Annotated in this window: 14 protein-coding genes; 10 read left to right on the plus strand and 4 right to left on the minus strand. The window is 68.8% G+C overall.

Annotated elements, in window-relative coordinates:
• The first annotated feature begins 8 nt into the window (after window positions 1–8).
• The 7 genes from GGQ96_RS13990 (at window position 9) to GGQ96_RS14020 (ending at window position 9479) form a co-directional block, all read left to right on the plus strand.
• On the plus strand, window positions 9–776 hold the full coding sequence (locus GGQ96_RS13990) for a 1-acyl-sn-glycerol-3-phosphate acyltransferase (RefSeq protein WP_184115851.1): 768 nt from the start codon (window positions 9–11) through the stop codon (window positions 774–776).
• Entirely contained in the window at window positions 773–2101 is a 1329-nt protein-coding gene (gene miaB, locus GGQ96_RS13995) for a tRNA (N6-isopentenyl adenosine(37)-C2)-methylthiotransferase MiaB (protein ID WP_184115853.1), read from the plus strand. Before GGQ96_RS13990 ends, miaB begins: the two co-directional genes overlap by 4 nt.
• A gap of 65 nt (window positions 2102–2166) precedes the next feature.
• Entirely contained in the window at window positions 2167–3165 is a 999-nt protein-coding gene (locus GGQ96_RS14000; RefSeq protein WP_184115855.1) for a PhoH family protein, read from the plus strand.
• 66 nt (window positions 3166–3231) lie between these two features.
• Entirely contained in the window at window positions 3232–3744 is a 513-nt protein-coding gene (gene ybeY, locus GGQ96_RS14005) for an rRNA maturation RNase YbeY (protein ID WP_184115863.1), read from the plus strand.
• A gap of 2 nt (window positions 3745–3746) precedes the next feature.
• Entirely contained in the window at window positions 3747–4646 is a 900-nt protein-coding gene (locus GGQ96_RS14010) for a transporter associated domain-containing protein (RefSeq protein WP_184115865.1), read from the plus strand.
• Between the two features lie 70 nt (window positions 4647–4716).
• Window positions 4717–6042 carry a PQQ-dependent sugar dehydrogenase gene (locus GGQ96_RS14015; RefSeq protein WP_184115867.1) on the plus strand — a complete coding sequence of 442 codons (1326 nt, stop codon included), beginning with the start codon at window positions 4717–4719 and terminating at the stop codon, window positions 6040–6042.
• Between the two features lie 356 nt (window positions 6043–6398).
• On the plus strand, window positions 6399–9479 hold the full coding sequence (locus GGQ96_RS14020; protein ID WP_221239983.1) for a TonB-dependent receptor plug domain-containing protein: 3081 nt from the start codon (window positions 6399–6401) through the stop codon (window positions 9477–9479).
• Window positions 9480–9578: 99 nt separating this feature from the next.
• Here GGQ96_RS14020 and GGQ96_RS14025 read toward each other — a convergent pair whose 3' ends face one another.
• Window positions 9579–11342, minus strand: a complete 1764-nt coding sequence (locus GGQ96_RS14025) for a methyl-accepting chemotaxis protein (protein ID WP_184115871.1) — start codon at window positions 11340–11342, stop codon at window positions 9579–9581.
• Window positions 11343–11714: 372 nt separating this feature from the next.
• Between GGQ96_RS14025 and acnA the strand changes: the two genes are divergently transcribed.
• Window positions 11715–14402 carry an aconitate hydratase AcnA gene (acnA, locus tag GGQ96_RS14030; protein ID WP_184115873.1) on the plus strand — a complete coding sequence of 896 codons (2688 nt, stop codon included), beginning with the start codon at window positions 11715–11717 and terminating at the stop codon, window positions 14400–14402.
• Between the two features lie 256 nt (window positions 14403–14658).
• Here the strand turns inward: acnA and GGQ96_RS14035 are convergent, their stop codons facing one another.
• The 3 genes from GGQ96_RS14035 to GGQ96_RS14045 are packed head-to-tail and all read right to left on the minus strand — an operon-like array spanning window position 14659 to window position 17764.
• On the minus strand, window positions 14659–16110 hold the full coding sequence (locus GGQ96_RS14035; protein ID WP_184115875.1) for a family 43 glycosylhydrolase: 1452 nt from the start codon (window positions 16108–16110) through the stop codon (window positions 14659–14661).
• A gap of 11 nt (window positions 16111–16121) precedes the next feature.
• Window positions 16122–16820: an acetylxylan esterase gene (locus GGQ96_RS14040; RefSeq protein ID WP_184115883.1), complete on the minus strand. Its 699-nt coding sequence runs from the start codon at window positions 16818–16820 to the stop codon at window positions 16122–16124.
• Window positions 16817–17764, minus strand: coding sequence for an alpha/beta hydrolase (locus tag GGQ96_RS14045; protein ID WP_184115885.1), 948 nt, complete (start codon window positions 17762–17764; stop codon window positions 16817–16819). The genes GGQ96_RS14040 and GGQ96_RS14045 overlap by 4 nt, the downstream gene beginning before the upstream one ends.
• Window positions 17765–18020: 256 nt before the next feature.
• Between GGQ96_RS14045 and GGQ96_RS14050 the strand changes: the two genes are divergently transcribed.
• Both GGQ96_RS14050 and GGQ96_RS14055 read left to right on the plus strand, forming a co-directional pair.
• Window positions 18021–18908: an alpha/beta hydrolase gene (locus tag GGQ96_RS14050; RefSeq protein WP_221239984.1), complete on the plus strand. Its 888-nt coding sequence runs from the start codon at window positions 18021–18023 to the stop codon at window positions 18906–18908.
• Window positions 18909–18946: 38 nt separating this feature from the next.
• Entirely contained in the window at window positions 18947–21484 is a 2538-nt protein-coding gene (locus GGQ96_RS14055; protein ID WP_184115887.1) for a glycoside hydrolase family 9 protein, read from the plus strand.
• Window positions 21485–21518: the final 34 nt, after the last annotated feature.

Here is a 21518-nt window from a genome sequence, read left to right on the forward strand (position 1 = left end):
CGGCGCGCGTGATCGCCGATCTCCGGCTCGCGACGCGCGTCGCCGGGATGGCTGGCGCCTTGCTGGTCGCGCTGCCGCTCCACGGTCTGTGGCGACTGGCGGGCCGCCCTTCGCCCTGGCCGCGTCGCTTCCTGCGGCGCTGCGCGCGGATCATCGGGGCGAGTCCGGTCGTGATCGGCACGCCGGCCGGCGCGCAGACGGTGATGCTGGCCAACCACCTGAGCTGGATCGACATCTTGCTGCTCGCGGGCGAGACCGGGGCGGCCTTCGTCGCCAAGGCCGAGTTGCAGGCCACGCCGCTGGTCGGCTGGCTGGCGAGCCTCAACCACACGCTCTTCGTCGACCGGGCCGACCGGCTGGGCGTCGCCGACCAGGTCGAGCGGCTGCGCGGAGCGCTCGCCCGCCCCTGGCCGATCGTGATCTTCCCGGAGGGGACGACGGGCGACGGCATCACGCTGCTGCCGTTCAAGCCCGCCTTGCTCGGCGCGCTCGCCCCGCCGCCGCGGGGGCTGTGCGTGCAGCCGGTGCGGATCGACTATGGCGCGGCGCGCGACCTGATCTGGGGTGACGAAACCGGCCTGACCCATGCGCTGCGCGTGCTGCGCCGGCCCGGCCGCTTCCGCCCGACCCTGCGCTTCGGCGCGCCCTTTCTGCCACAGGGCCATCGCAAGACCATCGCCGCTGAGGCCCAGGCGGCGGTCGCGGCGCTGAGGGCGGCGGACGACATGGCGGCCCCCTCCCCTTTCGCGCCGGCTTCTGGTAACGGCGCGGGATGACCGCGCCCAGCAAAGACCTCCCCCACTCCCTCCCGAAGACCTTCCACGTCAAGTCGTTCGGCTGCCAGATGAACGTCTATGACGGCGAGCGCATGGCCGAACTCATGGCCGCGCAGGGGCTGACCGCCGCCGATGCGGACAGCGCCGATCTGGTCGTGCTCAACACCTGCCACATCCGCGAGAAGGCGACGGAGAAGGTCTATTCGGACATCGGCCGCCTGCGCAAGCACGGCCGCAAGCCGATGATCGCGGTCGCCGGCTGCGTCGCCCAGGCCGAGGGCGAGGAGATCGTCGCGCGCGCCAAGGTCGATGTGGTGGTCGGGCCGCAAGCCTATCACAACCTGCCCGACCTGGTCGCCAGGGCGGCGGCGGGCGCGCCCGCGCTCGACACCGACATGCCGCTCGCCTCCAAGTTCGGCAAGCTGCCCGCGCGGCGGAAGGTCGGCCCCTCGGCCTTCCTGACCGTGCAGGAGGGCTGCGACAAGTTCTGCACCTATTGCGTCGTGCCCTACACCCGCGGCGCCGAGGTCTCGCGCGGCTTCGACGATCTGGTCGTCGAGGCGCGGGCGCTGGTCGAGGCGGGTGCGCGCGAGATCACGCTGCTCGGCCAGAACGTCAACGCCTGGGACGATGATGGTCGTGGGCTCCACGACCTGATCCGCACGCTCGACCGCATCCCCGGCCTGGCCCGGATCCGCTACACCACCAGCCATCCCAACGACATGCGACAGGGCCTGATCGACGCGCATGGCGATGTGGAGAGCCTGATGCCCTACCTGCACCTGCCCGTGCAATCCGGCGCGACCCGCATCCTGAAGGCGATGAACCGCAGCCATGGCCGCGACGACTATCTCCGCCTGCTCGACCGGGTGCGCGCGGTGCGGCCCGACATTGCGCTGTCGGGCGACTTCATCGTCGGTTTTCCAGGGGAGACCGAGGCGGATTTCCGGGACACGCTGAGCCTGGTCGGCGAGGTCGGCTATGCCCAGGCCTTCTCGTTCAAATACAGCCCGCGCCCCGGCACCCCCGCCGCGGGCCTGACCGACGAGGTGCCGGCGGCGGTGATGGACGATCGGCTCCAGCGCCTCCAGGCCGCGCTCGGCCGCGACCAGCAGGCGTTCAACGCCGCGACCGTCGGCCGCCGCTGCCAGGTGCTGGTCGAGCGGCGCGGCAAGCTGCCCGGGCAGATGCTCGGCAAGTCGCCCTGGCTGCAATCGGTCCATTTCATGGGCGACCATGCGATCGGCGACCTGGTCGAGGTGACGCTTACCGCCGCCGGCCCGGTCTCCCTGTCCGGCGTGGTGCAAATGGCCGAGGCCGCATGACATCTTTCCTTTCGGGCGTCGGCGTCCCACATTCACCCTCGACTCGCTGACACTGAAAGGACCGCATGAGCCGCAAGCCCGTCCCCGCCCGCCTGGGCGAGCGTTCCCGCACCGAATTGGTGTTCGACCGCCCACAGGCGTTGGCGTTGCTGTTCGGCCAGTACGACCAGAATCTGGTCGCGCTGGAGAACAGGCTGGGAGTGTACATCACCGCGCGGGGCAACCGCATCGGGCTGGAGGGCACCGCCGAGCAGGTGGCGCTGGCCCGTGACGTGCTCCAAGATCTCTATAACCGGGTCGAGCGCGGCGAGCCGGTGGATACCGGGCTGGTCGACGCCGCGATCGCGATGGCGGCCGAGCCGACGCTCGACGGCATCGTCTCAGCCGAGGGACAGCGCGGCCCCGGCGTGATGATCCGCACGCGCAAGAAGACGATCGTGCCGCGCACCCCGGCCCAGGCGCATTACATGCGGGAACTGGTCGCCAACGACATGATCTTTGCGCTGGGGCCGGCGGGCACCGGCAAGACCTATTTGGCGGTGGCCCAGGCGGTGGCGCAGCTGATCACCGGGTCGGTGCAGCGGCTGATCCTGTCGCGCCCGGCGGTCGAGGCGGGCGAGCGGCTGGGCTTCCTGCCCGGCGACATGAAGGAGAAGGTGGATCCCTACCTTCGCCCGCTCTACGACGCGCTCTACGACTGCCTGCCGGCCGAACAGGTCGAGCGGCGGATCGCCAGCGGCGAGATCGAGATCGCGCCGATCGCCTTCATGCGCGGCCGGACGCTGGGCGACGCCTTCGTCATCCTGGACGAGGCGCAGAACACCACGCCGGCGCAGATGAAGATGTTCCTGACCCGCTTCGGCCAGAACAGCCGGATGGTGATCTGTGGCGATCCCAACCAGGTCGATCTGCCCGGCGGCGTCGCCGCTTCCGGCCTGGCGGACGCGGTGCGCCGTCTGGAAGGGCTGGAGGGGATCGCGATGAGCCGATTCACCGCCGCCGATGTCGTCCGCCATCCGATCGTCGGCCGCATCGTCGAGGCCTATGAGGGCCCGAACGCCTGACGCGCGGCACGCCCGGTCACCACGGGCGTGCTGTTCCCCCCTCCCCATCTCGGCTAAGGACCGGGCATGATCCAGATCGAACTTTCCCGCGAAGAGCCATGGCCGGACGGCGACTGGCAGGCGATCGCCGAGCGCGCCGCCCGCGCCGCGATCGAGCGGACGCCGCAGGGGCCGCTCATCACCACGCCCGCGCTGGTCGAGATCAGCGTCCGGCTGACCGACGATGCCGAGGTCCAGGCGCTCAACCGCCAGTACCGGCAGAAGGACAAGCCGACCAACGTCCTGTCCTTCCCGATGGTGCAGCCCGACCTGATCGACACGGTCAGCCAGAACAGCGACGATGGCGAGCTGCTGCTGGGCGACATCGTGCTGGCGCATGGCGTGTGCGCGGCCGAGGCGGCGGAGCGCGGCATCCCGGTGACCGACCATGCCACCCATCTCATGGTGCACGGCGTGCTCCATCTGCTAGGCTATGACCATGTCGACGACGACGAGGCGGCCGAGGCGATGGAGGAACTGGAGCGCCAGGCGCTCGCCACGCTCGGCATCGCCGATCCCTATCTGATACGTGAGGACTGACCGTGGCCGACGACCGAAGTAGCGCCGCGCACGATGAAAGCATCTGGCGCGGCCTGAAAAGCCTCATCTTCGGCAACGGGGCCGAGGAATCGCTGCGCGAGCAGCTGGAAGAGGCGATCGACCGGCACGAGGACGATCCCGCGCCGGACGCCAAGGGGGATCTGTCGCCGCTGGAGCGGCAGATGGTGCGCAACCTGCTGCATTTCGGCGAGCGCGACGCCGGCGATGTCGGCGTACCGCGCGCCGATATCGTCGCCGTGGAGGAGCGGACCAGCTTCGCGCATCTGGTCCAGATCTTCGCGGAGGCCGGCCACAGCCGCCTGCCCGTCTATCGCGAGAAGCTCGATACGATCATCGGCATGGTCCATATCAAGGACGTGTTCGCGATCCTGGCGCGGGGCGGGCCGCAGCCCGCCTCGATCGCGTCGCTGATCCGCGAACCGCTCTATGTACCGATGAGCCGCGGCGCACTCGACGTGCTCGCCGACATGCGCTCGAAGCGCGTTCATCTGGCGATCGTGCTCGACGAATATTCGGGCACCGAGGGCCTGGTGACGATCGAGGACCTGGTCGAGGAGATCGTCGGCGAGATCGAGGACGAGCATGACGAGGCGCCCCAGGCGCTGCTGATCCCGCTCGACAATGGCGGATGGGACGCCGACGCGCGCGCCGAACTGGAGGACGCCGCCGAGGCGATCGACGAACGGCTGGGCGAGGCGGACAGCGATGTCGATACGCTGGGCGGCCTCGCGGCGGTGCTGGCCGGCCATGTCCCGGCGATCGGCGAATGCGTCGTCCACCCCTCGGGCTGGACGTTCGAGATCATCGACGCCGACGAACGCCGCATCCACCGGCTGCGCCTCCACCCGCCCGCCGAACAGGCGACGCTGGAAGAGGCCTGAGGGTCCGGATGGGTCGATGGCCATGCCATCGGCCCTTCCGTTCGGCGAGCGGAGCGCCTAACTTGCCGGCATGTTGAAGCACGTCCTGCGCGTCCTCGCGCTTGTCCTCGTCGTGGCGATCGGGTTCGTCGTCTATATTGCCTGGCCCGACGAGGCGAAGCTGTCGGTCGATCAGGTGGCGGGGGCCCGCCCCGACATCACCGCGCCGCGCGTCCAGACCATCCCGACCGTCAAGGTCGCCGACGCGGTCGGCTGGCCCAAGGGCGTGACGCCGAAGCCCGCGCCCGGACTGGCGGTGGCGGCCTTCGCCACCGGGCTCGATCATCCGCGCTGGCTCTATCGCCTGCCCAATGGCGACGTGCTGGTCGCCGAGACCAACTCGCCGCCGCGCTCGGGCGGCGGCCTCCAGGGCTGGGTGATGCGCCACCTGTTCGGCAAGGTCGGCGCGGGCGTGCCCTCGGCCAACCGGATCACGCTGCTGCGCGACGCCAATGGCGACGGGATCGCGGAGGAGCGTCACGTCTTCATGCAGGGGCTCAACTCGCCCTTCGGCATGGCGCTGCTGAACGGGCAGCTCTATGTCGCCAACACCGATGCGTTGGTCCGCGTCCCCTATCGCGACGGCGAGACGCGGATCACCGCCCGACCCGTGAAGGTCATGGCGCTGTCGGGCGGCGGCAATCACTGGGCGCGCAACGTGATCGTGTCGGGCGACGGCAAGACGCTGTTCGTCTCGGTCGGATCGCGCACCAACATCGCCGACGAGGGGATCGAGCGCGAGAAGTACCGCGCCAACATCCTCCAGGTCTGGCCGAACGGCAACTGGCGCATCTATGCCGCCGGCCTGCGCAACCCCAACGGCATGGCGATCAACCCGATCAACAAGCAGCTCTGGACCGTGGTCAACGAGCGCGACATGCTCGGCTCCGACCTCGCGCCCGATTACCTGACCCAGGTCGAATTCGGCGATCAGTTCGGCTGGCCCTGGTATTATTGGGGCGGCTATCCCGACAACCGGGTCGAGCCCAAGAACCCGCAATTGCAGGAATATTCCAAGCGTCCCGATTATGCGCTGGGACCGCATGTCGCCGCGCTCGGCCTGACCTTCGCCGACAGCGCCCGGCTGGGCGACGCCTGGGCGAACGGCGCGTTCGTCGGCGAGCATGGCTCGTGGAACCGCAAGCCGGTGTCGGGCTACAAGGTCGTCTATGTCCCGTTCGGCCCGACCGGCTATCCGGTGAAAGGGGCCAAGCCGGTCGACGTGCTGACCGGCTTCCTCGACGCCAAGGGCGACGCGATGGGCCGGCCGGTCGGCGTCATCACCGATCGCAGCGGCGCGCTGCTGGTGGCGGACGATGTCGGCAACGCGATCTGGCGGGTGTCGGCGGCGCGGTGATTCTCCAGCCAATCGGCCTCGCTCCAATCCCCTCCTACACGGAGCGGTAGCAGGCCGACGGTGCGGCACAGGGGTGTACCGGTCGCGGGGGCGCGGCTTGGCACGGCCCATTGCATTCCTCGATCCGCTCCACGCGCTTCGCCGGCCGCGCCAGGTAGGCGTGTGCACGATCGGGGCGAGGTCTTCCCTCCTGTAAGCGCGGCTGGCGCAGCCGTTGCCCGCCCCTTCCCCGAAGCGACGTCGACCGCTGCGACTTTGGTCGTAGATGCCCGGCGCGCCCGGTTGGCGTAAAAGGATCGCCACCGACCAGGGGACCGGTCCGATCGAACGGGCGGCCCCAACGACCAAGGGGATGGATGATGACGAAGGGCAGTCGCGGGCGGACACGAGGTTCGCGGGTTTATGATAACGCTACCAGCCTGATCGTGCTGGCCGCCGCGCTGATCGCCAGCCCGGCCTTGGCGCAGGAGGCGGCACCGGCCGCGCCGCAGAACCAGGCCGGCGTTCCGGACTCGACCCGCTCCGCCGATCCTGCCGCGCCGGACCAGCTGATCGCGCCCGAGACCACCACCGACGGCACCGCCGAGCCGCAACAGGCGCCGACCACCGGCGCGGACATCGTCGTCACGGGCACGCGCATCACCGCCACCGGCTTCAACGCGCCGACGCCGACCACGGTGATCGGCGAGGACCAGATCCTCAAGAACGCGCAGCCCAACATCTTCAACACGGTCGCGCAGCTGCCATCGCTCCAGGGCTCGACCGGCGCGCAGACCGGCACGTTCAGCACGTCGAGCGGCACCCAGGGCCTCAGCTCCTTCTCGCTGCGCGGCCTGGGCACGATCCGCACCCTGACGCTGCTCGACGGGCAACGCGTGGTCGGCGCGAATGTGACCGGCGTGCCCGACATCAGCCAGTTCCCGCAGCTGCTGATCAAGCGGGTCGACATCGTCACCGGCGGCGCTTCCGCCTCCTATGGATCGGACGCGGTCGGCGGCGTCATCAACTTCATCACCGATACGCGCTTCACCGGGTTCAAGGGGAACCTCCAGACCGGCGTCACCAATTACGGCGATGGCGGGCAGGTGCTGGCCCAAGCCGCGGTCGGCAAGGCATTCGCCGACGACAAGCTGCACGTCATCCTGAGCGGCGAATATGCCAAGGACCAGGGCGTCGGCCCGGGCTTTTTCGGCGAGGACCTGGCCGGCAGCCGCGACTGGTATCGCGCCAGCACGTTGGTCGACACCGGCATCCGCAACAACGGATCGCCCCAGTTCAACTACCGCGACCATGCGCAGGCGTATCAATACACCCGCTACGGCCTGATCAGCAACGGACCGTTGCAGGGCACCGCGTTCGACGTGAACGGCGTCCCCTTCCAGTTCAACTACGGCTCGAACGGCGTGCCCGCCAAGAACGCCGGCGGCAGCGTGATCGGCTGCTATGTCGGCTTCTGCGTCGGCGGCGACCAGTCGGGCCATGTCGGCTCGGGCACCTCGCTGCAATCCGCGCTCCAGCGGCTGAACGGCTATACGCGGATCGGCTATGACATCGCGCCCGACACCGAGATCTACGCCACCGTCAACGTCGCGCAGGTCAAGTCGAGCAACCAGCCCAATCCGGGCGCGGCACGCAGCGGCCTGACCATCCAATGCGCCAATCCCTATCTGCCCGAGTCGATCACCGCGGCCTGCGCGGCGAACGGCATCACCTCGTTCCAATATGGCCTGAGCAGCGCGATCCTGCCCAACATCAAGGTCCATACCGATCGTCGCCAGTATCGCTTCGTCGGCGGGCTGAAGGGCAAGGCCGATCTGGGCGGGACCAACTGGTCCTATGACGCCTATTACGAACATGGCATCAACATCACCGACATCAATGTCGACAACATCCTGCTGACCCGCCGCTACGACCAGGCGATCAATGCGACCCGGATCAACGGCCAGATCGTCTGCGCCGACGCCGTCGCGCGGGCGAATGGCTGCCAACCGATCAACATCTTCGGCGGCTTCACGCCGTCGGCCGGCGCACTGTCGTATATCGTTCCGGAGAACGGTCCCTTCCAGCATACTAAGCAGACCCAGGACGCCGCCGCGATCAGCGTGTCGGGAACGCCGCTGGAGCTGTGGGCCGGGCCGCTCGCGGTCGCCTTCGGTGCGGAATATCGCCGTGAATTCTACCGCGTGAACGCCGACCCTTACGGTGCGGGCGTCTCCGCGATCAGCCCGAATTCGGACCTGTACCCGGTCGACCCGATCCTCAATTCGGCGACCGGCAGCAATTGGTACGCCGGCAACTACAAGAACGGGTCGGGCAAGTACCACGTCCTGGAAAGCTTCCTGGAACTCAACCTGCCGGTGCTCGACTCGGAAGTCCTGGGCAAGGCCAACGTCAATCTCGCCGGCCGCGCCACCCGCTATTCGACCTCGGGCCTGATCTATGCCTGGAAGGTCGGCGGCACCTGGGAGACGCCGCTCGACGGGCTGCGCCTGCGCGCCGTCACCTCGCGCGACGTGCGCGCACCCAACCTGTCGGAGCTGTTCGCCGCGCCGACCACCACCACCGTGCCCAACTTCACCGATCCGCGCACCTCGGCGCAGTTCCCCAATGGGCGGCAGGTGCTGATCATCCAGAACACGATCGGCAATTCGCAGCTCCGCCCGGAAACTGCGCGCAGCACCGAGGCGGGCGTGGTCTATGCGCGGCCGTCCTGGCTGCCCGGGCTCAGCCTGTCGTTCGACTATTACAACATCAAGGTGAAGGACGTCGTCTCCAGCCTGTCGGCGCAGCAGATCGTCAATCTGTGCGTGGTCCAAAACATCCCGGCCACCTGCGGCGCGTTCGACCTCGACAGCGACTTCAAGTTCGTCAACGTTCAGTCGTTCAACCTCGCCTCGATCCGGACCCGCGGCTTCGACATCGAGGCCAGCTACCAGTGGCGCAACCCGCTGGGCCTGGACGGCAACTTCACGCTGCGCGGTCTCGGCACGCACGTGATCGACTTCATCACCGATCCCGGCCTGCCCGGCACCATCCCGGTCGACTCGGCCGGCGCCAATTCGGGCGCCACGCCCGACTGGAAGTGGCTGGCCATCCAGACCTATGACAATGACCGGTTCAGCCTGCTGGTCCAGGAGCGCTGGTTCAGCGACGGCGTGTTCGGCAACCAATATGTCGTCTGCTCGGCCGGCAACTGCCCGGTCTCGACCGCCAACAACCCGACGATCGACTATAACCGGATGAAGGGCGCCTTCTATGTCGATATCGGCGGGTCGGTGAATGTGACCAAGGAAGTGGCGATGTTCTTCAAGGTCGATAATCTGTTCGACCGCGACCCGACCCCGTCGCCGCAGACCAACACCGGGCTCGACGTCAATCCGGCGCTCTACGACACGCTGGGCCGCTTCTACCGCGTCGGCGTGCGCGCGCGCTTCTGACCCTTTTCCCAGGTTGCCCCGGACCCCTTCCGGGGTGGCATTCCCCTGCCCTGGCGGCGTCGGTCGATCCTCTCGACCGACGCCGTTTTTTGCTGGCTGTCAGGTGAGTTCCAGCATCATGCCGGCCGGAGTCGCGTTCGCCGCGCCCGGCCGCTGCGGCATCTCGACAGCGAAGCTCTCCGCCTGCCGCGCCAGCCCTTCCACTTCGTGCGAGAGGGTCCGCGCGGCGGCCGACGTCTGCTCGACCATCGCCGCATTCTGCTGCGTCGCGCCGTCCATCGCCGTGACGTTGCGCGCGATCTGGCCGATCGCGGTGGCCTGCGCCTGATTGTCCGCCGCCATCCGGCCGACCAGACCATGCACCAGACCGACATCGCCGGCGATGTCGGACAACGCGCCGTCGACCCGCTGCACCAGATCGACGGCGGATACGATCTCGCTCTGGGTGACGGAGAGCTGCGAGCGCGCCCGCTTCGCCTCTTCTTCGGCGCGCATCGCCAGGGCGGAGACGAGGTCGGCGACCACGGCGAAACCCCGCCCCGCCTCGCCGGCGCGCCCCGCCTCGACCGCGGCGTTCATCGCCAGCACGCGGGTCTGGAAGGCGATCTTGTCGAGCCCCTCGATCACCATGTCGATGCCGCGCGCGCTGGCCGAAACCCGCTGCATCGCCGCAACCGCCTCGTCGGCGACGGCGCGGCCATTGCCGACGGTTGCGATCGCGTCGCCGGCCTTGGTCACCATCTCCTCGGCCGACCGTTCGGACGCGACGACGCGCGCCTCGATCCGGCCGATCTCGGCGGCGGTCGATTCCAGGTTCGCGGCACTCTGCTCGGTGCGACGCGCCAGGTCCTCGGAGGCGAGCGCGATCTCGCTCGATCCGGTCCGGATCGAGGCTGCGCTCATCCGCACCGATCCGATCAGCCCGCGCAGATGCGCCAGCCCGGCGTTGAAGTCGCGCCCGACCGCGGCATAGTCGGCGGGGAAGTCGGGCGGGATCTCGCAGGTCAGGTCGCCCTCCGACACCGCGGCGATCGTCCGCTGCAGGTCGTGCGTCACTCGTGCCTGCGTCGCCGCCTGGACCTGGTCCGCCGCGATCCGCGCCGCGCCGCGAGCCCGGAACACCTCGCAGGCGCGCGCCATGCGGCCCAGCTCGTCCGCATCCTCGACACCAGGAATGTCGACGGGACGCTCGGCCGCCAGATCCTCCATGGTCCCGGCGAGCCGGTCGATGCGGTGAACAACGCCGCGCTGCGTCACGCGCTGCGACACCAGCCAGACGATCGCGGCGGCCGCCGCCAGCACCCAGGCGGTGACCGCAGCGCCCCGGTCCACCGTGCTGATCCACGCGACCTGCACATCGGCCTGCCGGATCTGCTCGTCGATCAGGTCGCTCATCGCCGCCGAGACGGGGTCGATCGTTCCGTACAGCGTGTCGGTGACGAACCGGTCGAGCGCCGGCCGGTCGCCCCGGCCAAGGATCGCCTCCAGCGTCGCGACATGACGGTCCGCCGCCCGCATCCGCCGCTCGGCGATCGCCGCCAGGATCGCCTCATGCCCGCTCGGCCGGGTCGCGGCATAGGCGCGCCAATGCGCGGCGAGCTCGGCCCGGCCATCGCGCACGTGCGCCAGCGACTGGGCCATGGTGACGTTGCCGTTGCGCGCCTTGTGCGCCGCGTCGACGATATCGACCGCATATTTATCGGCGACCACCTTCAAGTCGCGCAGGGGCGCGATCCGTCCGGTCATCAAGCGTCCGAGCGCCTGCCGGTTGGCGTGAAGCGACAGATGCAGCGTCAGCGTCAATCCGGCGAAGGCCAGCGCCAGCAACGACAGACACACAATCAGCTTGGCCCGGATCGTCATCTATACTGGTCCGCCGCATCTTGAGGAGAATGGATGCATCATAGGCGGCGACCAGCGCGACGCGAGCACTGGAGAGAGGAATATTATACGATCTCCGGCTATCCGGCTGATTATGTTTGCGTCTATATTTTCGCCTGCCGCCGCCGGAATGGTTAGGGCGATGCATGGCGCACCATCGCCCGCGCGAGGCGCAAACCCGCTATGATGAAGACCATCGTCACCGGGCGGCCCGAGGGAGAATCCCCGCGCCGCCCCCTTTCCCCCCAGCCGGTGCGCTGCTATCGCGCGCCACACCCCTGCCCTTCGCGCCCCCTGCGGTCCTTGCGCCCGCGTCCCCGGCGCGCTGGGGCATAGACAGGCAGAAGGATCCTTATGACCGCCATCGGCCAGGACACGCTCAACACCCGCACGACCCTGTCGGTCGGTGGCAAGAGCTATGACTATTACTCGCTCGCCAAGGCGGCGGAGCAGCTGGGCGACGTGTCGCGCCTGCCCTTCTCGATGAAGGTGCTGCTGGAGAACCTGCTGCGCTTCGAGGACGGCGTCACCGTCACGCGCGACGACATCCAGGCGATCGTCGACTGGCAGAAGGACGCGCGCTCCAACCGCGAGATCCAGTATCGCCCCGCGCGTGTGCTGATGCAGGATTTCACCGGCGTGCCCTGCGTCGTCGACCTCGCCGCGATGCGCGACGCGATGACCAAGCTGGGCGGCGACGCCGAGAAGATCAATCCGCAGGTCCCCGTCCACCTCGTCATCGACCATTCGGTCATGGTCGACGAGTTCGGCACGCCCCAGGCGTTCCAGGACAATGTCGACCTGGAATATCAGCGCAACGGCGAGCGCTACGAGTTCCTGAAATGGGGCAGCAAGGCGCTGGATAACTTCCAGGTCGTGCCGCCGGGCACCGGCATCTGCCACCAGGTGAACCTGGAATATATCGGCCAGGCGGTCTGGTCGTCCAAGGAGATCGGCGAGCATGCCAAGGGCGAGGCGGCGATCGCCTATCCCGACACGCTGGTCGGCACCGACAGCCACACCACGATGATCAACGGTCTGGGCGTGCTGGGCTGGGGCGTCGGCGGCATCGAGGCGGAGGCGGCGATGCTCGGCCAGCCGGTGTCGATGCTGATCCCCGAGGTCGTCGGCTTCAAGCTGACCGGCGCGCTGAACGAGGGCATCACCGCCACCGACCTGGTGCTGACCGTCACCCAGATGCTGCGCGCCAAGGGCGTGGTCGGCCGCTTCGTCGAGTTCTTCGGCCCCGGCCTCGCCAGCATGACGCTGGCTGACCGGGCGACGATCGCCAACATGGCGCCGGAATATGGCGCGACCTGCGGCTTCTTCCCGATCGACGAGCGCACCATCGACTATATGCGCCTGACCGCGCGGTCGGAGGAAAATATCGCGCTGGTCGAGGCCTATGCCAAGGAGAACGGCTTCTGGCGTCATGCCGACAGCCCGGACCCGATCTTCACCGACACGCTGGAGCTCGACATGGGCACCGTTACCGCGTCGCTCGCCGGGCCGAAGCGTCCGCAGGACCGCGTGTCGCTGGGCAAGGTGGACGAGGTGTTCAACGGCGACCTGTTCAAGGTGTACCACAAGGAGCGCCCGGTCCGTGCGCCGGTCGCCGAGCGCGACCATGACATCGGCGACGGCGACGTGGTGATCGCGGCGATCACCTCCTGCACCAACACCTCCAACCCGTCGGTGCTGGTCGCCGCCGGTCTGGTCGCGCGCAAGGCGCGGGCGCTCGGCCTGACCCCCAAGCCCTGGGTGAAGACCTCGCTCGCTCCCGGATCGCAGGTGGTCACCGACTATCTCGACAAGGCGGGCTTGACCGAGGACCTTGATGCCATGGGCTTCAACCTGGTCGGCTATGGCTGCACCACCTGCATCGGCAATTCGGGCCCGCTGCCCGCGCCGATCAGCGCCGCGATCAACGAGAACGACCTGGTTGCCGCCTCGGTCCTGTCGGGCAACCGCAACTTCGAGGGCCGCGTGTCGCCCGACGTGCGCGCCAACTTCCTCGCCTCGCCGCCGCTGGTCGTCGCCTATGCGCTGAAGGGCACGGTCACCACCGACATGAACACGACGCCGATCGGCCAGGGGTCGGATGGTCAGGACGTGTATCTGAAGGACATCTGGCCGACCAACGACGAAGTCACCTCGCTGATGAACGCGAACATCGACGATGCGATGTTCCGCAACCGCTATGGCAATGTCTACCAGGGCGACGCGAAATGGTCGGGCATCGACGTGACCGGCTCGGACACCTATCAGTGGCGCGCCGGTTCGACCTATGTCGCCAACCCGCCCTATTTCGACGGGCTGGAGATGACTCCGGCGCCGGTGTCGGACATCATCGAGGCGAAGCCGCTGGCGATCCTGGGCGACTCGATCACCACCGACCACATCTCGCCGGCCGGCTCGATCAAGGCGGACAGCCCGGCGGGCAAGTACCTGCAGGAGCATCAGGTCAGCCGCGCCGACTTCAACAGCTATGGCGCGCGCCGCGGTCACCACGAGGTGATGATGCGCGGCACCTTCGCCAACATCCGCATCAAGAACGAGATGGTGCCGGGCGTCGAGGGCGGCATGTCCAAGTATGACGGCGAGGTGATGCCGATCTACGACGCGGCGATGCGCTACAAGGCCGACGGCACGCCGCTGGTCGTGGTCGCGGGCAAGGAATATGGCACTGGCTCGTCGCGCGACTGGGCGGCGAAGGGCACCAACCTGCTCGGCGTGCGCGCGGTGATCGCCGAGAGCTTCGAGCGCATCCACCGCTCGAACCTGGTCGGCATGGGCGTGCTGCCGCTCCAGTTCGCGGCCGGGATCGATCGCAAGTCGCTGAAGCTGGACGGGTCCGAGACCTTCACCATCCATAATGTCGCTGGCCTGCGCCCGCGCCAGGAGGTCGAGGTGACGCTGACCCGCGCCGATGGCAGCAGCGAGACGTTCCAGACCCGGTGCCGGATCGACACCGTCAACGAGCTGGAATATTTCCTGAACGGCGGCATCCTCCAGTACGTGCTGCGCAAGCTGGCGGCGTAAGGGGATCATTTCGGGCGTTTCGACGCCCGAGGTAGCAAGCGAAAGGCCGCGATCCTGTGAAGGGTTGCGGCCTTTTCGGTATCGGAATCGACGTTGGTTCAGCGAAGGCGCGAAGAGGTCGCGTTTCACGTCTCCGTTCCCCGGCGAAGGCCAGGCCCCAGTTGGGGACGCTGGTGATGAAGGGCATCGCTCCGTTACATCGACCTTCCCAACTGGGCCCCGGCCTTCGCCGGGGAACAGCTACGTTCGAAACCGCTCAAGGCATCTGGAACCGCCACCGCCCGGCATCGCTACGCGGATCGAACGCCGCGAGCGACACGGTACTGGTACCGATCGCCATCAAGGCGCTGTCCTGCCCCTTGGCGCGAACCTTGGGCGTGATCCGATAGCTGCCATCGGTCAGCTGGTCGATCCGCCACAGCTGCGCATCCGCCCCCGTATAGCCCGGTGCCGCCTCCACCTCGCCCGCCGGGGTCGTGGCCAGCACGCGCTGGGTGCCGGTGATGCCGATCCGATAATAAGGCGCGCCGAACCAGCCGCCCTTGTCGGGCATCGGCGTCACCGTCCAGCGCTGGTTCGGACGGTTCATATGCGCCGCCAGCTCGACCCGCGTCGCCCCCGCCGGCCACTGGCCCTCGACGTCCGCCAGCCGCTGATCGGGCAACGGGCTGGTCGGGTCGGTCGGCTTGGCCATGAAACTGGCGCGCACGTCGAAGGGGATGCGGACGAAATCGACCTTGAGCTGCAGCGCATTGCCGCTCCGCTCGGACTGGATCTCGTAATCGCCGGCGCGCACGTTGCTGCCCGCCACCGGCCAGCCGTCGCGCCAGAGCAGGGGCTCGATCGCCAGGACGCTGCGGCCACCGCGGTCGAGGTCGGATTCGTAATGCATCGAGAATTTCTGGGTGTCGCCGCCCAGGTCGATCAGCCCGAAATGGCCCGGCCCCTGCACCCGGCCATAGGCACCGGCGACCAGCTTGCCGCCGCCCTTCAGCAACGGCTGGCCCATTGCATCGACATAGGGCCCGAGCACGTTCCGTGACCGGCCGACCCGGATATTGTAGGTCGAATTCGGCCCGTCGCAGCAGGTGCCGTGCGTGCCGAGCAGATAATACCAGCCGTCGCGGTGCATCAACGCGGTCGCCTCCATGTCGATGGCGATGTCGACCGGCTGGTTGCCCGCGACGCGCAGGCCCGTCTTGGGGTCGAGCTCGATGATGCGGATCGAGCCGAAATAGGTGCCGTAGCTCAGCCACAGCCGGCCATCGACATAGAGGAAGGCGGGGTCGATCGCGTCCTGGTTCTCCACCCCGTCGCTCGCCGCGACGACGCCGACATCGTGATAGCCGAAGTCGCGCGACTGGGGATCGAGCGACTTGGTCCACATGATCTTGACCTGGCTGGCATGGCCGCCCGACATGCCGCCGCCGCCGACCGCATAGGCGACATAATAGCGGTCGCCGATATGGATGATGTCGGGCGCGACGCCGCCGCCGGGCCGCTCCGCGCCGCCCCGCCAGGTCCAGCCGTCGTCTGAGATCAGCCCGCCGCCGCGCGTGCCGAAGGTGAACCACTTGCCGTCCGACTCGGTGACGGTTGAGGGATCGTGGATGAAGACGTTGCCGGCGAGCTGCGCGGGCGCGGGCGCGGGCGACACGGCGACGAGCGCGGCGGCGCCGGCCGCCAGCAGGGCAAGGGTCCTGGTCATGACGAGCTTCCTCACTTCACGTCGTTGGTGATGTCGCGGATCGGCTGGCCGGCCGCATCGACGAAGCGGATCGCGAAATCGCTGAGGCCAGGCCCGTTGATCACCGCGCCGCGCAGCACGTTGCGTCCCTTCTTCAGGGTGATGCGGTCGGACAGGACATCGTCCATCACCATCCGCCGGTCGTCGAACGCCTCGACCGCGAGATCGCCGTTCAGCCACCAGCGCGACGCCGAGTTGGAGCCGACCGCAAGGCGCACGTCGCGCATCTCGCGCGGGCTGTTCACCACCGTCACCGCCCAGAAGATCACGCCATATTTGGGTTGGCCGAGCGCCTGGGCGAAGTTGAACAGCTTGACGTCCCAGAGCCGCGAGTCGAGCGCATGCCAGCGCAGCGGCCGGTCGACCCGCACCATCTGCCCGTCACGCGGCACGGCGGCGAAGCGACCGGGATAGGTTTGCGGCGACAATGCCTGACGGACATAGGTGCCGGTGAAGACGGCATTGGTGGGATTGGGTTTGGCGATCGGCTCGAGCAGCAGCCAGCGCCGGAGAAAGCCGTCCTCGTCCGTCGCGACCGCGCCGCCGGTGGCGGGCTGGAAGAAATCGGCGAGCGGCGGCACCGCCGTGGGGCCGGCCGCCGGCGCCTGCGCGGTCGCCGCGACCGGGGTCAGGGCCATGATCAGGCCCGGTAACAAGGCGCGTCGCTTCATCCTGCTGCTCCCGAGGATTGGCCGGTTGGGGCCGAGGGGGTGATGCCGCTGACCGTCAGCCAGCGGGTGAAGGCGTCGAACCAGCCGGGGCTGGTGGTGCCGGGCTTGCCCAGACCGAAGCCATGGCCGCCGCCCTGGTAGAGGTGGAATTCGACCGGCCGCCCGGCCTGCTGCCAGGAATCGATCAGGCCCAGGCCTTTGCGCGCGAACAGCGGATCGTCGGCGGCGAGCACCGCGAACAGCGGCGGCGCGGCCTTCGGCACCATCACCGCTTCCATCGAACCATAGATGGGCGCGATGAAGGCCAGCTTGGTGTCGGGGGCCGACAGGGCCGTGACCATCGTCGTCATCGCGCCGACCGAAAAGCCGATCATGCCAATCCGGTTGGGGGCGACCTGCCATTCGGCGGCGCGGGCCCGCACCAGCCGGACGGCGGCCCGCGCATCGGCGACCTGGTCGGCCAGTCCCGCCGCCGCCGCGTCCGGGCCGAGCCGGGTGCGTGGGCGGCCGACGCTGGCGAACATCGCATTCACCGCGCGTTCGAAGCCGGGCAGGTCGGCCGGGGTCGGCTTCAACCGGTATTTGAGGACGAAGGCGGCGATGCCGCGATCGGCGAGCGCGCGGGCGACCCGCCAGCCCTCATTCTCCATCGACAGCATCAGGAAGCCGCCGCCGGGCGCGACGATCGCCGCCGCGCCCGTCGCCTTCGCTGGATCGGGTAGCACCGGGGTCAGCGTCGCAACCGACACGTTGCGCGTCATCGCCACGCCATACTGGCGGAACCAGCTTTCCGCCGGTGCCGTAGCGCTCTGGCCGGGGCCGGTGCCGAGCGGGATCGCCGCCGGCTCGGCGGGCGGGGCCATCACCGTCATCCGCGCGTCCTGCGCCGCCGCCGGAACGGTCATCGCCGCCAGCACCGCGCCTCCAATCAGGATCCTGGCCATCCTCTCATCCTCCCTGTGCCAGGCCGACGCTGTCCCGCGCCGGTCCTGAGCCGTGGTAGCGCAACCTAGGCATGGTCGCGGCTCGCCGTCAACTTGTCCAACAACAGATGACCCCCGGCCGCCATCCGCATCCGGGGCGCGCATGGCCGATTGATCGCAATTACCCGTTACCCCGTTGATCCTGAACAGCTTCTCATGCAGGATCAGCCTCAAGGGAGCAGCATAATGCTCCGACAATAAATATGGGAGGGGGCGGATGGCACGTTCCGGCATGACGATCCTGACAGGCGTGTCGCTCTTCGTGAGCGCTACCATGACCATGGCGGCCTACACGCCGATCGAGCGAGGCAGCGGCCCCCTCCCCGCGCTCTTCGAGGAGCGCGCCACGCTTCCCGATCATGTCGTCTATCGCCCCGCCAAGCCGGGTCCCGCGGCCCTGCCCGTCTACATCTTCGGCAATGGCGGATGCAGCGCCGACGGCACCAGCTCGCGCAACCACCTGCTCGAGATCGCCTCGCACGGCTATCTGGTGATCGCCTCGGGCACCATCCCCAAGGCCCAGCCGAAGGCCGGCGCGGCCGGCGGCCCACTCCAGGCGCAGACCGCGACGCATCTGTTGACCGACGCGATCGACTGGGCGGCGCGGGAGAATGTCCGGCCGGGCAGCCCCTTGCGGGGCCGCATCGCCACGGACCGCATCGCGGTGTCCGGCTGGAGCTGCGGCGGCCTCCAGGCGCTGGCGGTCGGGTCCGACCCGCGCGTCCGCACGGTGGTGGCGATGAACACCGGCTTCTTCAATGACGGCCAGAGTCCGATCCCCGGCATCGTCTCCGACAAGGCGCTGCTCGGCCGGCTCCACACGCCGGTCCTCTACGTACTGGGCGGGCCGGACGACATCGCCCATGCCAATGGCAGCGACGATTTTCGCCGGCTGCGGAGCGTGCCCGCCGCCCTGGTCGACATCCCGGTCGGCCATGGCGGCACGTACATGCAGCCGCATGGCGGGCTGGCGGCGGAGGTCGTGACCCAGTGGCTCGACTGGCAGTTGAAGGGCGACGCCAGCGCCCGCGCCCGCTTCGCCGGCCCGGACTGCGGCTGGTGCGGCGACCGGCGCCTGACGATCACCCGCAACGCCGCGCTGTGACCCGCCCTCCCCATCTTCGCGCCTTCAGGAGAATGTCCATGTCCCCTCGCCGCAGCATCCTGCTCGCCGCGCTGCTCGGCAGCCTGCCGCTCCCCGCTGCGGCGCAGACGCCCCTCCGCCTCGATCGCGCCGATTATTTCGAGGCGCCGGGCGTCGACTGGCTGATCTTCTCCAATGTCAACGAAGGGCTGTTCGCCGATGCCAAGATCAGCGGCGTCGAGCTGATCCAGCAGGGCCTGCGCACCGCCACCAATGGCGATGTGCGCCTGTCCGCGACGCCAGGCCAGTGGGACCCGGCGGCGCAGTTCGTCAGCCGCCGCGTCGACAAGGCGGCCGGGGTGATCGAGGCGGTGATGGAATATCCCGGTTTCCGCTACACCGTCCGCGCCGAGCGGCGGGGCAGCGCGGTGGTGCTGTCGGTGCTGCTCGACCAACCGCTGCCTGCGGAGCTGGTGGGCAAGGCGGGGCTGAACCTGGAATTCGTGCCGTCGGCCTATTTCCACCGGTCCTTCACCAGCGACGGCAAGCCCGGCCTGTTCCCGCGTCACCCCGCCGACGCGATGACGCTGACGCCCGAGCGCAATGCCGCCAGCGGCCGCAGCGACGGGCCCGGCGCCGAGCCGCTGCCCTTCGCCAGCGGCCAGCGGCTGGTGCTCTCGCCCGAGGATGCGTCGCGCCGCGTCGGCATCGCCACGGCGAGCGGCAGCCTGTCGCTCTATGACGGCCGCAACCAGGCGCAGAATGGCTGGTATGTCGTCCGCCAGCTCCTGCCCGGCGGGCGGACCGGAAAGGTGGTCGAGTGGACGCTGGAGGCGGCGAGCGTGCCCGGCTGGCTCCGGCCGCCGGTCATCGGCCACTCGCAGCTCGGCTATGCGCCGGACGCGCCCAAGCTGGCGACGATCGAGCTGGACCGCGACGATCGCCGCAGCCAGCAGCCGCGCCTGCTGCGGGTCGGCGGGGATGGCCGGATGACGCCCGTCGCCACGCCGGCCGCGCGCGACTGGGGTCGCTACCTGCGCTATCGCTATGTCCGCTTCGACTTCAGCGGGGTGAAGACGCCCGGCACCTATGTGCTGCAATATGGCGACACGCGCACCGCCCCCTTCCCGATCGCCGCCGGGCTGACCGACACCTCGTGGCATCTGAGCAGCGACGTCTACCTGCCGATCGCGATGGACCATATGGCGGTCAACGAGGGCTATCGCACCTGGCATGGCGACCCCCATCGCGACGATGCGCGTCAGGCCCCGATCAACCACGAGCATATCGACCTCTATCGCCAGGGGCCGACCACCGACACCCGGTTCAAGCCCGGCGAGCATATCCCCGGCCTGGCGGTCGGCGGCTGGCTGGACGCGGGCGATTTCGACATCCGCACCCAGACCCAATATCAGGTCGTGCGCGAACTGGTCGACATCTGGGAACAGTATAGGCCGGAACGCGATACGGTGGCGGTCGACTGGACGACGCGGCGCGTCGAGATCCATGTGCCCGACGGCACCCCCGACATCCTCCAGCAGATCCGCCACGGCAGCGTGCAGTTGCTGGCGCAATATGACGCGGTCGGCCATGCCATCCATGGCATCGTCGAGCCCGATGTCGGCCAGTACACGCATCTGGGCGACGCGGCGAGCAAGACCGACGGGCTGGTCTACGACCCAAGCCTCAAGCCCTATGCGCGCGCCTATGACCGGGATGGCGGGCGCAGCGGCACGCCGGACGATCGCTGGGCCTTCACCAGCAAGGCGACGGCGCTGGACTATGGCTCGGCCGCGGCGCTGGCGGCGACCTACCGGGCATGGAAAGGCCGCGACGACGCCTTCGCGAAGCTGTGCCTCGACCGGGCGGTGAAGGTCTGGAAGGACGAGCACAGCCACGCCCCCGACCTGTTCCGCCACGGCAACACCACCGGCGGCCCGCTGGAGGCGGAGGAGTTCGGCGCCGCGGTCGAGCTGCTGCTCGCGACCGGCGACCGCCAATATGCCGAACGCGTCACGGCGCTGACCCCGGCGATGCTGAAAGGCTTCGCATTCAGCGCCACCACCATGGTCAAGGCGCTGCCGGCGATGCCGCCCGAATATCGCGCGGCGCTGGTCCCGGCGGTGCGGGCCTGGGTGGCGGAAGCCGCCGCGACCGAGAAGGCTAATCCCTTCGGCGTGCCGATCACCACCGGCGGCTGGGCGGGCAATGGCGCGGTGCTGAACTTCGGCCTGACCGGCTATGCGCTGCACCGCGCCTTTCCGGAACTGGTCGACGGAGCGGCCGTCGGCCGCGCGCTCGACTATCTGCACGGCCATCATCCCGCCTCGGACCGGTCCTTCGTCTCCGGGGTCGGCGCGCTGTCGAAGGAGGTCGCCTATGGCAACAACCGGGCCGACTTCACCTTCATCCCCGGCGGCGTGGTCCCTGGCGTGCTGCTGCTGAAGCCCGACTATCCCGAGAACCGCGACGACTGGCCCTTCTTCTGGGGCGAGAATGAATATGTCGTGCCGGAAGGGGCGATGTACATCGCCCTCGCCAATGCGGGCGCGGCGCTGGAGCGTGAGGAGGGACGCCAAGCGGTCGCCGCGCGCTGACCGGGTCGGGGGGCATTGCGGGGGCGCGGCTTTT

This window comes from Sphingomonas abaci (genome assembly GCF_014199625.1).
In the GTDB taxonomy this organism is placed as follows: Bacteria; Pseudomonadota; Alphaproteobacteria; order Sphingomonadales; family Sphingomonadaceae; genus Sphingomonas; species Sphingomonas abaci.

Bases quoted from the DNA above. Each gene is read 5' to 3' on its own strand.
- miaB (WP_184115853.1), top strand. From the start codon at position 773: ATGACCGCGCCCAGCAAAGACCTCCCCCACTCCCTCCCGAAGACCTTC.
- GGQ96_RS14000 (WP_184115855.1), top strand. From the start codon at position 2,167: ATGAGCCGCAAGCCCGTCCCCGCCCGCCTGGGCGAGCGTTCCCGCACC.
- ybeY (WP_184115863.1), top strand. From the start codon at position 3,232: ATGATCCAGATCGAACTTTCCCGCGAAGAGCCATGGCCGGACGGCGAC.
- GGQ96_RS14015 (WP_184115867.1), top strand. From the start codon at position 4,717: ATGTTGAAGCACGTCCTGCGCGTCCTCGCGCTTGTCCTCGTCGTGGCG.
- GGQ96_RS14020 (WP_221239983.1), top strand. From the start codon at position 6,399: ATGATGACGAAGGGCAGTCGCGGGCGGACACGAGGTTCGCGGGTTTAT.
- GGQ96_RS14025 (WP_184115871.1), bottom strand. From the start codon at position 11,342: ATGACGATCCGGGCCAAGCTGATTGTGTGTCTGTCGTTGCTGGCGCTG.
- acnA (WP_184115873.1), top strand. From the start codon at position 11,715: ATGACCGCCATCGGCCAGGACACGCTCAACACCCGCACGACCCTGTCG.
- GGQ96_RS14035 (WP_184115875.1), bottom strand. From the start codon at position 16,110: ATGACCAGGACCCTTGCCCTGCTGGCGGCCGGCGCCGCCGCGCTCGTC.
- GGQ96_RS14040 (WP_184115883.1), bottom strand. From the start codon at position 16,820: ATGAAGCGACGCGCCTTGTTACCGGGCCTGATCATGGCCCTGACCCCG.
- GGQ96_RS14045 (WP_184115885.1), bottom strand. From the start codon at position 17,764: ATGGCCAGGATCCTGATTGGAGGCGCGGTGCTGGCGGCGATGACCGTT.
- GGQ96_RS14050 (WP_221239984.1), top strand. From the start codon at position 18,021: ATGGCACGTTCCGGCATGACGATCCTGACAGGCGTGTCGCTCTTCGTG.
- GGQ96_RS14055 (WP_184115887.1), top strand. From the start codon at position 18,947: ATGTCCCCTCGCCGCAGCATCCTGCTCGCCGCGCTGCTCGGCAGCCTG.